Annotated in this window: 10 protein-coding genes; 7 read left to right on the forward strand and 3 right to left on the reverse strand. The window is 58.9% G+C overall.

The window, feature by feature from the left end; translation table 11 throughout:
• Nucleotides 1-7: 7 nt before the first annotated feature.
• Together J4E00_RS16085 and J4E00_RS16090 are read left to right on the forward strand one after the other, a co-directional pair.
• Nucleotides 8-385 (forward strand): response regulator, encoded by a 378-nt coding sequence (locus J4E00_RS16085; RefSeq protein WP_208176203.1) that lies wholly within the window; start codon nucleotides 8-10, stop codon nucleotides 383-385.
• Nucleotides 386-478: 93 nt separating this feature from the next.
• Entirely contained in the window at nucleotides 479-1525 is a 1047-nt protein-coding gene (locus J4E00_RS16090) for an adenylate/guanylate cyclase domain-containing protein (protein WP_208176204.1), read from the forward strand.
• 6 nt (nucleotides 1526-1531) lie between these two features.
• Here the strand turns inward: J4E00_RS16090 and J4E00_RS16095 are convergent, their stop codons facing one another.
• From J4E00_RS16095 to J4E00_RS16105, 3 genes are all read right to left on the reverse strand, one after another.
• Nucleotides 1532-4855: a cyclic nucleotide-binding domain-containing protein gene (locus J4E00_RS16095; protein WP_208176205.1), complete on the reverse strand. Its 3324-nt coding sequence runs from the start codon at nucleotides 4853-4855 to the stop codon at nucleotides 1532-1534.
• Between the two features lie 147 nt (nucleotides 4856-5002).
• The gene (locus J4E00_RS16100) at nucleotides 5003-5539 is read right to left on the reverse strand and encodes a DUF4833 domain-containing protein (protein ID WP_208176206.1); all 537 of its coding nucleotides are present in this window, start codon (nucleotides 5537-5539) and stop codon (nucleotides 5003-5005) included.
• Between the two features lie 129 nt (nucleotides 5540-5668).
• Nucleotides 5669-7213 (reverse strand): hypothetical protein, encoded by a 1545-nt coding sequence (locus J4E00_RS16105; RefSeq protein WP_208176207.1) that lies wholly within the window; start codon nucleotides 7211-7213, stop codon nucleotides 5669-5671.
• Nucleotides 7214-7379: 166 nt separating this feature from the next.
• On the opposite strand from J4E00_RS16105, the gene J4E00_RS16110 reads away from it, so the two are divergent.
• The 5 genes from J4E00_RS16110 (at nucleotide 7380) to leuB (ending at nucleotide 12046) form a co-directional block, all read left to right on the forward strand.
• Nucleotides 7380-8546 (forward strand): 2-isopropylmalate synthase, encoded by a 1167-nt coding sequence (locus J4E00_RS16110; protein WP_208176208.1) that lies wholly within the window; start codon nucleotides 7380-7382, stop codon nucleotides 8544-8546.
• Nucleotides 8547-8576: 30 nt separating this feature from the next.
• Nucleotides 8577-8720 (forward strand): hypothetical protein, encoded by a 144-nt coding sequence (locus J4E00_RS16115; RefSeq protein ID WP_208176209.1) that lies wholly within the window; start codon nucleotides 8577-8579, stop codon nucleotides 8718-8720.
• Between the two features lie 123 nt (nucleotides 8721-8843).
• On the forward strand, nucleotides 8844-10238 hold the full coding sequence (gene leuC / locus J4E00_RS16120; RefSeq protein WP_208176210.1) for a 3-isopropylmalate dehydratase large subunit: 1395 nt from the start codon (nucleotides 8844-8846) through the stop codon (nucleotides 10236-10238).
• Between the two features lie 80 nt (nucleotides 10239-10318).
• Nucleotides 10319-10915, forward strand: a complete 597-nt coding sequence (leuD, locus tag J4E00_RS16125) for a 3-isopropylmalate dehydratase small subunit (RefSeq protein ID WP_208176211.1) — start codon at nucleotides 10319-10321, stop codon at nucleotides 10913-10915.
• A gap of 12 nt (nucleotides 10916-10927) precedes the next feature.
• Entirely contained in the window at nucleotides 10928-12046 is a 1119-nt protein-coding gene (gene leuB, locus J4E00_RS16130; RefSeq protein WP_208176212.1) for a 3-isopropylmalate dehydrogenase, read from the forward strand.
• Nucleotides 12047-12217 lie beyond the last annotated feature (171 nt).

Consider the following 12217-nt stretch of genomic DNA (forward strand, 5'->3'; position numbering starts at 1 on the left):
CTACTCCATGCAAATTCTGGTTGTTGACGACGAAACCGATGTGCGCGACTTGTTTCAGCAGCGCTTTCGCCGCGAAATCCGTAGCGGTGAAATGAATTTCAGCTTCGCCTTTTCCGGCGAGGAAGCCCTCACGTTTTTGCGTGCCCACCACTCCGAAGTGCTCATTATTCTCTCCGACATCAACATGCCTGGTATGAGCGGGCTCGACCTGCTGAGCCACGTCAAGGAGGAATTTGAAATGCCGCCCACTACCATGATGATGATTACGGCCTATGGCGACGACGCCAGCTACCAGGAGGCGCTGCGCCTAGGCGCTCAAGACTTCCTGACCAAACCCGTCGATTTTGCGGTATTGAAAGGCAAGCTCCAACACCTGCTGTCGTAAGAAGCAATAAGCGAATCCACCCGTCGTGCTGTGGCGGCGCTAGGCATGACGTGCAGTAGTTTTGGATACGTTTTCACCCTGTTACTGCTTTCTATGAAAACCAAAATCCTGGTAGTCGACGACGAAGCCGACCTGGAACTGCTCATCAAGCAGAAATTCCGGCGCAAAATCCGGGAAAGTGTATACGAGTTTGTGTTTGCTACCAACGGACAGGAGGCCCTCGAACGCCTCGCCGAACACCCCGATACAGCCGTTATTCTCAGCGATATCAACATGCCAGTGATGGACGGGCTCACGCTGCTCACGCGCACCCACACCGAGCAGCCGGGCATGAAAACCGTCATCGTATCGGCCTACGGCGACCTCGCCAACCTACGCACCGCAATGAACCGCGGCGCCTTCGACTTCGTGGTAAAGCCCGTCGATTTTGCCGACCTGGAGTTGACCATTGAGAAAACCGCCGGCCAGGTACGTCAGCTGCAGGATACCCTCCGCGCCATCCAGGAAAACAACATCCTGAAGATGTACGTCGACGAAACCGTGCTCAATTTCATGACGCGGCCCGATTTCGAAAACCGGCTCCTGGCTTCTGAAACCGTGCAGGCCACCGTGATTTTCCTCGACGTGTGCGGCTTCACCGCGCTATCGGAAAAGCTGCCAGCTACGGATGTTGTGAGCCTGCTTAATACTTATTTCGACTTGGTAGTGAAGGAGTTTATCGCCCAAGGCGGCCACGTCGATAAGTTTATGGGCGACGCCGTGATGGCTGTTTTTCGGGGCGAGCACCACCTCGACCGCGCCATCGACGCGGCCCTTTCGGCCCGTACCGCGCTGGAGCAGAGCGATACCCCACTGCCGGTCGGCTTCGACTACCGGCCCCGTGTCAGCATTGGCGTCAATACCGGCGAAGTCGTGTCTGGCAACATTGGCTCGGCCTCGCTCAAGCGCCTGGATTACACCGTGATTGGCGACGTGGTGAACATGTCTCAGCGCCTGCAATCAGCCGCCAAAGCCGGCCAGATTATCATCAGCGAAGCCGTGTATTTGCAGGTAAAAGAATCCTTTAAGTGCGAGTATGTGAGCGAGGTAACACTCAAGAACAAGGCTCAGCCAGTGAAAATTTACGAAGTGGTGGAGTAATCCCGCTCAGGATGCCAGAAGGTTGCCCTCCGCGAGCTCGTGCATCTTCTCATTCTGCTGCCGGATGCGTTGGCAGAGCATGCGCAGGATGTTGCGCAGCACCTCAGCCCGTTCTTCCATCACATCATAGAAATCTTCCTGGTCGATGCGGAAGGCCAGCACCTCGCTCAGCGCCACGGCGGTAGCTGAGCGGGGCTCAGCATCGAGGAGAGCCAGCTCACCGAAAAAGTCGCCGGCCTCGAAAGTGGCCAGCTGCTGGCTGCCTGTGAATACGCCCACTTGGCCGTCGTGCACGATGAAAAGCGAAGTCCCCAGGTCGCCTTTGGCAAAGATTTCTTCGCCTTCGTGAAACGTCACCTCCTTCATAATGGGCACCACGCTGCTGAGCACGTTCTCCGGTGTTTGAGCAAATAAAGCGGTGTTTTTCAGGATGTCTACCCGCTCCAGTGCGGAGATGCGGGCTTCGGGCGTGGCATGCGAATGGCTCATAGCATCAGGCAGTTGCAAAGCAGATAGGGATTGGCCCAACTGGGCCGCCAAAGCCCTAGCAGCTAGCTGGGCACTCTCGCGCAGCAGCAGGTAGGGCGAAGAGAAGTAAGGGCGAAGCAGAACCAGGGCGTCGGGTTCGGTAGGCTGCCAATGGCGCAGGGCCACGCTCAACGTCCAGGAGGTGAAAGCGGCATGGCCGCGGCGCAACAGCAGCGTGGGCAGCGGCTCTGGCATGAGCTGAGCAGTGTATGCGCGGAGAACAGGAGCCGCCGCAATGCGGGTCGCATCCACCAGGTGGCTCTGGGCCAGCCCAGTACCCGCCGACACGCGGGCAAACAGTGCGGCCTTTTCGACCACTGGCGTGTCGTCCAGCAATGCTTGCAGGCCTTGGTAAATGGGGCGGGGAATGAGATTGTCGAGGATTTCGAGGGCGTTGGCCTGGCGCTCGCGAGCGGCGTGGGCTACGTTGCGTTGTGCTGTGGCCACCAGCTCGGCATCATAGAGCTGAGCCAGCAGGCCAAATACGCGCTGGTGCAGCAGCGTCAACTCATAATCAATGGTGGCGGCGAAATCCGGGCGGCCATCGGCCACCACCCCTTGGAGCAGTTGGGTAGCCAGCATAAACTCCTCATGCAGCAAGTGCTCAAACGTCGGCCGGTCGGCTGACCGGGCCGGGAAGCGGCGCAGGGCCCGCAACGCCACCCCCCGCGAAAACAGGTGTGGGTGCCGGGCCAGTTCTACCAGCACTGCGCGGCTGGCACTGGTATCAAGGCGCTCCAGCACCAAGGCAAGGCGCTGTGGATGCGCCGGCTCGGCTTCGCGGAACAAGGCTTCACGCACCAATGGCAGCACGGCGGGGCCCAGCTTGACCAGGCTGTCGGCTGCTACAGACCAGTATTTTTTACTGTCAAGAGCCACCAGCAAATGATGGGCTAGTTGTAAATGGCCCACCGAGCCCAGAGCCTTCAAAGTTGCCTTCACTACCTCCGGCTCGGCGCTGGCCAGTTGGTTTTCGACCAAGTGCCGCTGAATGTCGAGTGGAAAAAGGCCAAGGAGCTTGAGCGCCGCCAAGCCACTGGCAGGGTTGGCCGCTTTGCCAGCCTTGGGCAGTAGCTGGTAGAGGCTAGTGCGGGCTGCTTCGTGGAGGGGAGCTACTTTGAGGCTGCCCCGAATGCCTCCCTGGCGGGCAGCCATATCCGGTCCGTTCAACAGGGCTGTTACGGTCGGGGCGTCGGGGATGGCTGTAGCCAACTGCTGAGCGGCAACTTCGCGCACAGCCGGAGCCGGGTCGCGCAGGGCCAGTGCCTGCAAGGCTTCCACGGGCAGCGGGCGGGCTTCGGGCGTGGCCAGTAGGGCCAGGCGTACCCGCTCATCAGCATCTTCGAGCAGGGTGGGGGCGTGCACGGCCAGGGTAGCGGGCTCGTGCTGCCGCAACCAGGCCATGGCATTCAGTACCTCGGTGGGGTGGCGGCTGAGCAAATGTGCCAGCACAACATGGCGGGCTGCGTCAGGTGGGGCTAACTCGGCAGTTTCGGCAAAGCGGCGGCCCAGCCCCTCCTTCAACTCTGCCAGGTAGTTGAGATAGGTGCGCCGCAGAAACAGCAGCGCCAGCAGCAGCAACGCCCCCATCCAAAGGAAGGGCAAGCCACCGTCGAGCAGGCCCGAGTAGCGGAAGGCGAAGAACAGAAGGCCCGTCAGGCCCATGCCCAGCGGCTCGTAAAAGCCCTTGGCCAGCGTGTGAGCGGCCAACCGTTGCGGCGGCGCCAGCGGCTGAAACAGCACCAGAAATACGGGGTCAAACACGGTGCGGCGCAGCACTTCCAGCAGCAGATATAGGCCGCAGTAAAAGACCAGTTGCTCGGTTTGGGTGTAGCCGTGCGCCACTTTCAGTCCCCCAAAAACGGCTAGGCTCGCCAGTGCCACCACCGGCAGCAGCCGCAGCGACCACTGCACGCCGTAGCGCTCCAGGGCCTGCCGGCTCACCAGCAGCTTAAAGAACGTGGCAGCAAAGTAGGTGATGGCCAGTATCCAGCCCACGGATTGCATTACGTCTTCCGATTCGTGAAACTTGTGCTTTACATGAATGAAAAACATGTATTCCACCCCCGAAATCACGGCCGAGATGGCGACCAGACTCAGGCACATGGCCAGCACTAACTCGCTGCCGCCAAACAGCTGCCGGGCCAGCTTGCCCGGAGCTTTGTGCACCCGGCGCACTGGCCGGGCCGTGGCCTCCACGGTGTGCGAGTTGAGTGTGGAGCGCAACGTAAGCAGCGCCGCCAGATAAGCTACGAACGACACGCCCAGCAAAATGGGCAGCTGCGCATCGCCGTGAATAAGAGCCGCCAGAATGGCCCCCAGCGCCTTCGCCGGCATGTCGCCCGCGCTGATGGTGCTGAACAGCCGCTTGCTCTGCCGTACGTCAAACACCACCGCCGACACGCCCCAAAACTCCAGGTTCGTGAGCAGGTAAATGACCCGGTAGCCCGCCATGATGGCCACGGCTGCCGCCACCGAATGCCCCAGCCACACCAGCAGTCCCAGTACCACCGTGAGGGCCACCACGACCAGCAGCACGCGCACCGCCAGCTTCCGCAGCAGCAAGTGGTGCTCGAAGTGCGTGTACACCTTGCCTACTGCCATCATAGACAGCGCGCCGAAGACGTAGCCCAGTGGCAGGCTCTGCTCGGGGTTGTGCTCCAGCAGCAGCACGTTGGCCGCCACATATACCAGCACCGAGCCGATGCCGAGGAGAAAGTTATGCAGCAAAAACAGCCCTACCGTGCGGGTTTCGCTGGCTTTGATGCCGAATAGGTTTTGCAGAGAGGTGGCCGAAATCATGCGAAAAGGAAGCCGGCACCACCGGGCACGGCCGTAGTCAAAGATACACGGCCGGCTTGTAGCGCGGACTTTTAGCCAGCGTGGATGTTTTCAGCGCCTGGGACGGAATAGCTTGCCTAAGCAATACGCAGACTCGCAGAGTCCGCGCTACAGCGTTATTCGCTCCACCACTGGCTCGCGGGTGGCCGAGCTCAACCCCTTGAACTCGATGTATTTCACATTGGGTACCCAAAACGTGCCACCCTCAATGCGCAAAAACACCCGCTCTAGCTGAATCTGCTTGCCACCGATGGTGGTGTAAACATGAAAAGCCTTGTCCACCGGCGAGCGCAGCAGGTAGAACCGGACTTTGTTGTAGGCCGCAAACTTCAACTCGTACTTATCCACCGCCAGCTTTTCAGCCGTGAGGCCGTAGGCAAACTTGCGCTGAATGAAGTTCAAATCCTTGCGTTCGCCGTGCTCGTCGTAGCGTATCCAGAAAATGTTCACGGGCTCGTCTTCATTCAGCTTGCCCGCGCGGTCCACGTTCAGCTGGTATATCACCGTGTTGGTGTTGGGGTCGCGCTGCAGGTAAAACAGCTGATTGGTTACCCCTGTCGGCGCTGGAAACGTGGTGGCCGGCTTTTGAGCTGGTAAAAGGCTAAAAAGCAGGTTGAAAAGCAGTAGTAAAGTCGTTGCCGACATTTTTTATCTGGGAAATGAAATAGGGCTGCAAATGTACCGTGGCGTAGGCTTTACAAGTCCGCGCATTGGCAACGTTTACGGCTGCGCATTGTTTGTTCAGGCACGGACTCACAGAGGCCACGCTACATTTTACTTCATCATCCGAAACTTCCGCTTCATCACGTCCTGCACGGGTACGTTCGAAATCTTGCTTTCCAGCCAGGAAATGATGTCCAGGTACAGAAAAGGCCGGCTCTCGAATGGGTTGGCCGCAATCACCATTAGCTTGTCTTTGAGTGCAATGAAGGCTTCGCGCATCTGGTGCGGCGCGATGCTGCCCACGTTGCGCAGGAACCGAAAAATCTCGACCTGCATGGGCTGCTGGTCGTCCATGGTGCCCAGGAAGCGGTACACCGAGCGCACTTGGTATTCCAGGCTGGCATCGTCGCCGGCCTCGTAGTGCGCAATCAGGTTGAGGATGCGGGCGAAGCATTGCAGGTCTTCGCGCAAACTCAGGTCCTTGTGCTGAATAATCAGGTTCAGGTACTCGATGGCCTTTGTGAATTCACCGCTGCCGAAATACAGGCTGGCGATTTTGTAGTAAAACACCAGCGTGCGGTGCATGTCAAGTTGGGCCTTGAAATGCTCCAGCTGCTCCAGCAAATTCGGGATGATTTCCAGCCCTTCCGTGAAGCGCCCTTCCAGGAAGTACGCGTTGATTTTATTGGTGTAGATGTACTGAAACAGCAGGATTTCGGTGTTGGGGCTACTGCGCCGGTCGGGGCTGGCAGCGAAGGCTTCCAGCGTATTCAGTACCTGCATAAACTTGCTGTAGTACAGCATATTGTACAGCGTGGCCAACAGGTTGTGCAGCCCTTTAATGTAGAGCATGGCCTGCAAGTCCTTCATGTGCGGGGCCCGTTCAAACAAATCAACCCACTTCTGTGCGTAGCGGTAGCTTGCCCGAAAATCCTGGTCGAGCGTGTGGTACCATACATGCGCCTGGTAGAAATACAGCTTCTCAAAAAAGCCGGCATTTCTCTCTTGTATTGCTGGCAAATTCTCTTTGAAAAACGCCGTGATGCGCTCATGGTCAGCCTGGTTGCGGGCGTGGCCGGCCTTCAGGTACAGGCCGTAGAGGCGCAGCGAGGCGTTGCTCAGCTCGTGCATGTTGGCCAGGTGCTCCACCGTTTCCACAGCCTCGCTGGTCAGGGTTTCGGCGCGGTCCTTCAGGCTGCGGGTGATGTACTGGCTTTCAATCAGCTTCTCAAAATCCAGCGCCAGTAGCACAATATGCGGCATTTCCACCTGCCGGGCCTGCTGCTTCACGCGTTCCAGCATGCGCAGGGCCTGCTGGTAGAATCCCTTGTTATAGAGCACGCGAGCGTAGTCGAGTTGCTCGTGGAGCTGAATGTCAGGGTTCTGACCGGCGTGGTACACGCGGAGGCTGGACAGCACCTGCTTATAGAGGTTGGCCTTTAGATTGGCTAGCTGCACGCGCTTGATGGCCGGTACCAGAGCCAGAATCTGGGCTTCGTCGTAGCTGTCCAACACGTCGAGGGCATCGAAGAGGCGCAGAAACTTGAGGTCCTCGGCTGCGCCCGGCCGGCTCGTAAACAGCCGGAAATGGCGCTTTTCTGACCGGTTGAGGGACTTTATTAACTGAAAAACCGGGTCCTGACTCTTATTTGGCATTGTACGAAATTATTCGATAAAATACTGACAGGTAATGTGTTGTTATTGTGAAGTTGCGGTTTGGAAATAGTAGGAATAACTAAAATTTAGTTTTTGCGCCGTCATGCGGGCCGGTACTTACGCTTCCAATCCAGCACTACTGCCGGCTATCCGGCCTCTTTCAAGCATGGCGCAACAGCAAATTCAAATCTTCGATACCACGCTCCGCGACGGCGAACAGGTGCCGGGCTGCAAGCTAAACAGAGACGAGAAGCTTCTCATTGCCCAGCAGCTAGAGCTACTCGGCGTCGATGTGATTGAGGCCGGTTTCCCGGTGTCGAGCCCCGGCGATTTTGCCGCCGTGCAGGCCATTGCTGCCCAAACACAAACTGCCACCGTCTGCGGCCTCTCGCGGGCTGTGGAAAACGACATCCGCGTGGCGGCCGAGGCCCTGCGCCCGGCCCGCTACCCGCGCATCCACACCGGCATTGGTACTTCCGATATCCACGTGCTGCACAAGCTCTGCACCACGCGGGAAGACGTGATGGCCCGCGCCATTGCGGCCGTGAAGCTGGCCAAAAGCTTCGTGGAGGACGTGGAGTTTTACGCCGAAGACGCCGGCCGCACCGACAACGAATTCCTGGCCCGCGTGTGCGAGGCGGCCATCAAAGCCGGTGCCACCGTCCTCAACATCCCCGATACCACCGGCTACTGCCTGCCCCAGGAATACGGCGCCAAAATCAAGTACCTCTACGAGAACGTGACGGGCATCCAGAACGTGCGCCTCTCCACCCATTGCCACAACGACCTCGGCCTGGCCACCGCCAACTCCATCGCCGGCGTGATGAACGGCGCGTTGCAAATCGAATGCACGATAAACGGCGTGGGCGAGCGCGCCGGCAACACCGCCCTGGAAGAAGTGGTAATGATTCTGCGCCAGCATCCTTATCTCAACCTGCACACCAACATCAATACCCGCCTGCTGGCCGAAACCTCGGCCATGGTGTCGCACCTGATGACCATGCCCGTGCAGCCCAATAAAGCCATTGTGGGTGCTAACGCCTTCTCGCACAGCAGCGGCATCCACCAGGACGGCATCATTAAGCACCGCGAAACCTACGAAATCATCGACCCCAAAGAAGTGGGCGTAGCCGATTCGTCCATTGTGCTCACGGCCCGCTCCGGCCGCGCCGCCTTGGCCTACCGCCTCCAGAAACTGGGCTACGATTTCGAAAAAACTGCTCTGAATAAAGCCTACGCCCGCTTCATGGAGCTAGCCGACCGCCAGCGCGAGGTAGTAGACCACGACCTGCACGCTTTAGTAGAACAGGAAAAACTCGTCACCGCTAACTAATCCTTTACCCATTAACTAATTATAACTGATATGAATATCCCGCAAGAACAAAAAACCGCCGAAACCAGCCGCCAGCCCGCACCAAGCGAAACCTCTAAGCCAACGCGCTACGCCGATTGGATTAGCTATGGCGTGGCCGTGACACAGCAAACCGTTTCGCAAGCCAGCCGCTGAACGATGTAGAGACGCGACACTTTGCGTCTCGTCATTGAACGACCCAAACCACGCCTAACCGAACCAACCAGACAACATCAGCAACGCCGAGACGCGAAGTATCGCTTCTTTACAACCCGCAAAATGGCTAAGTCCTTATTCGATAAAATCTGGGATGCGCACGTGGTTCAACCCGCGCCGGGCGGCCTGGATATCATGTATATCGACCGGCACCTCATTCATGAGGTGACCAGCCCGCAGGCATTCGACGAACTCGAAGCCCGCGACCTGCCGCTGTATCGCCCCAATCGCATTCTGGCCACGGCCGACCACAACGTGCCCACCCGCAACCAGCACCTGCCGATTGAGGAGCCGCTAAGCCGCTCGCAGGTGGACAAGCTGACCGCCAACTGCGAGAAGTACGGCGTGGAGCTGTACGGTCTGGGCCACGCCCGCCAGGGCATCGTGCACGTCATCGGGCCGGAGCTGGGCCTCACACTGCCTGGCACCACCATCGTGTGCGGCGATAGCCACACCTCGACGCACGGCGCGTTTGGCGCGGTGGCCTTTGGCATCGGCACCAGCCAGGTGGCGCAGGTGATGGCCACCCAATGCCTGCTCCTTAGCCGCCCCAAGCGCATGCGCATTTCGGTGGATGGTGAGTTGCGGCCCGGCGTTACGGCCAAGGACTTGATTCTCTACGTGATTTCGCAGCTTGGCACGGGCGGAGCCACCGGCTACTTCGTGGAGTACGCGGGCAGCGCGGTGCGCAGCCTGAGCATGGAAGGCCGCATGACGGTGTGCAACATGAGCATCGAAATGGGCGCGCGCGGTGGCCTCATTGCCCCCGACGAAACGACTTTTGCTTATGTGAAAGGCCGTCCGTACGCCCCCAAAGAAGCCGCCTGGGACCAAGCCGTGGCCTATTGGCAAACACTATATTCGGACGACGACACGGTTTTTGACGCCGAGCACCGCTTCGCTGCCGAAGCCATCACGCCGATGATTACCTACGGCACCAACCCCGGCATGGGCATCGCACTGAACGGCCACATTCCCAGCGAGGTGCCGGCCAGCGAAGCCGAAAGTTTCGATAAGTCGCTTCAGTATATGGGCTTTCAGCGGGGCGAGTCGCTGCTGGGCAAGGAAATCAACTACGTTTTCATTGGCAGTTGCACCAATTCCCGCATCGAGGACCTGCGGGCCGTGGCGGCCTATGTGCAAGGCAAGCAGAAGGCCGGCCACGTCGAGGCCATCATCGTGCCCGGCTCGAAGCAAGTGGAGCAGCAAGCCATTGCCGAGGGGCTGGACCGGATTCTGGCCGAGGCCGGCTTCGAACTGCGCGAACCCGGTTGCAGCGCCTGCCTCGCCATGAACGAAGACAAAATCCCCGCCGGCGCTTACTGCGTGGCTACGTCGAACCGCAACTTCGAGGGGCGCCAAGGACCGGGCTCCCGCACGCTGCTAGCCAGCCCGCTGGTGGCAGCCATCACGGCCGTGCAGGGCCGAATTGTAGATATCACGCAGTATTTGAACTGATTGTAGCCTGGACTCTGCGAGTCCGGGCATTACACGAACGACTAGGCCCGGACTCGCAGAGTCCAGGCTACATAACTTAAATGGAAAAATTCCAAACCCTGTACTCCAGCGCCGTTCCGCTGCCGCTCGAAAACATCGACACGGACCAGATTATTCCGGCCCGTTTCCTGAAGGCGACGACGCGGGAAGGGTTCGGCGAGAACCTGTTTTGCGACTGGCGCCGCAACCCGGACGGCACGCCAAAGCCGGAGTTCGTGCTGAACAACCCGACTTACAGCGGGCAGATTCTGCTGGCAGGTAAGAATTTTGGCTGCGGCTCCAGCCGGGAACACGCCGCCTGGGCGCTCTACGATGCCGGTTTTCGGGTGGTGATTTCGAGCTACTTCGCCGATATTTTCCGGGGCAATGCCCTGAACACCGGCCTGCTACCCTTGCAGGTAACCGATGCTGAGTTGAGCCAGCTCTTTGCCTGGGTGGAAGCCGATGCCAACACGCAGTTTGTGGTGAACCTGCCGGAGCAAACGCTCCACGTGCCGGCCCACGACGCGACCATTCGCTTCGATATCGACGCCTACAAGAAGGAATGCCTCATCAACGGCTACGACGACATTGACTTTCTGGTGAGCCAGAAGCCCGCCATCGAAGCCTACGAACAAAACCGAACCTGGAGCTGGTAAATAATTAAGACGATGGTAAGCAAGAAAATAGCCGTATTGCCCGGCGATGGCATCGGTCCGGAAGTGTGTCGGCAGGCCGTGAAAGTGCTGGAAGCGGTGGCTACCCGCTTCGGTCACCGCTTCGAGATGCAGAGCTACCCGATGGGCGCCTGCGCCATTGACGCCACCGGCAACCCCCTGCCCGACGAAACCCTGGACGCCTGCCGCGCCGCCGATGCGGTGCTGCTCGGCGCCATTGGCGACCCCAAGTACGACAACGACCCCAGTGCTAAGGTGCGCCCCGAACAGGGCCTGCTGCGCCTGCGCAAAGAGCTGGGGTTGTTCGCGAACATCCGTCCCATTACGGCATATGACATCTTGCTGCCGCATTCGCCCCTGAAACAGGACCGCATTCAAGGCACCGACATGGTGATTTTCCGGGAGCTGACGGGCGGCATCTACTTCGGAGCCAAAGGCCGCACCGACGATGGCGAAGGCGCTTACGACCATTGCGTATATAGCCGCCATGAAATCCGCCGCATTGCGCACATGGCGTTTCAGTCGGCTGCCGGCCGGCGCCAAAGACTCACGCTCGTAGACAAAGCCAACGTGCTGGAAACCTCCCGCCTGTGGCGCGAAGAGGTGCGCGAAATGGCCCACCAATACCCCGAGGTAACCGTCGATTACTTGCTCGTGGACAACGCTGCGATGCAGATGATTCTCAACCCCAAGCAGTTCGACGTAATTCTGACCGAGAACATGTTCGGTGATATTATTTCGGATGAGGCGTCGGTCATTGCCGGTTCCATGGGCCTGCTGCCCTCTGCTTCAGTGGGCGCGGAGGTGGCGCTGTTTGAGCCCATTCACGGCTCGTATCCGCAGGCCAAAGGCAAGGGCATTGCCAATCCCATTGCCACCATTCTCTCGGCTGCCATGCTGCTGGAGCACCTGGAGCTGAATGAGGAAGCAGCCCTTGTGCGCGAGGCCGTGGACGAGGCGCTGAACAACGGCGTTTTGACCAAGGAACTGAATACCACCGCTCCCTACACCACCGAAGAAGTAGGCAACTACATCGCCTTCTGGATTGCAGATTCCAGCGAAAAGCAGTGGAATAAGAACAACGTGGAAATCGGACTCAGCACGATTATTTGATAAGTTCATGGCGCGGGGCTGTGCCCCGTGCCGACTATTTAGCCGGCTTTCAGCCGGCACCGACAGTACGATTTCTCAATAGCTTACCCTGGCGGGTGCGGACCGGAGGCCCGCGAATAAGTCACGCGGGGCACAGCCCCGAGCCATCATATAAACCACCATGAAAAACCT

Origin of the sequence: Hymenobacter negativus, from assembly GCF_017571495.1 — a bacterium.
GTDB classification, from domain to species: domain Bacteria; phylum Bacteroidota; class Bacteroidia; order Cytophagales; family Hymenobacteraceae; genus Hymenobacter; species Hymenobacter negativus.

Coding starts and splice junctions, on each gene's coding strand:
- J4E00_RS16105 (WP_208176207.1), bottom strand. CDS start 7,213: ATGCCAAATAAGAGTCAGGACCCGGTTTTTCAGTTAATAAAGTCCCTC.
- J4E00_RS16095 (WP_208176205.1), bottom strand. CDS start 4,855: ATGATTTCGGCCACCTCTCTGCAAAACCTATTCGGCATCAAAGCCAGC.
- J4E00_RS16085 (WP_208176203.1), top strand. CDS start 8: ATGCAAATTCTGGTTGTTGACGACGAAACCGATGTGCGCGACTTGTTT.
- leuD (WP_208176211.1), top strand. CDS start 10,319: ATGGAAAAATTCCAAACCCTGTACTCCAGCGCCGTTCCGCTGCCGCTC.
- J4E00_RS16090 (WP_208176204.1), top strand. CDS start 479: ATGAAAACCAAAATCCTGGTAGTCGACGACGAAGCCGACCTGGAACTG.
- leuC (WP_208176210.1), top strand. CDS start 8,844: ATGGCTAAGTCCTTATTCGATAAAATCTGGGATGCGCACGTGGTTCAA.
- leuB (WP_208176212.1), top strand. CDS start 10,928: ATGGTAAGCAAGAAAATAGCCGTATTGCCCGGCGATGGCATCGGTCCG.
- J4E00_RS16110 (WP_208176208.1), top strand. CDS start 7,380: ATGGCGCAACAGCAAATTCAAATCTTCGATACCACGCTCCGCGACGGC.
- J4E00_RS16115 (WP_208176209.1), top strand. CDS start 8,577: ATGAATATCCCGCAAGAACAAAAAACCGCCGAAACCAGCCGCCAGCCC.
- J4E00_RS16100 (WP_208176206.1), bottom strand. CDS start 5,539: ATGTCGGCAACGACTTTACTACTGCTTTTCAACCTGCTTTTTAGCCTT.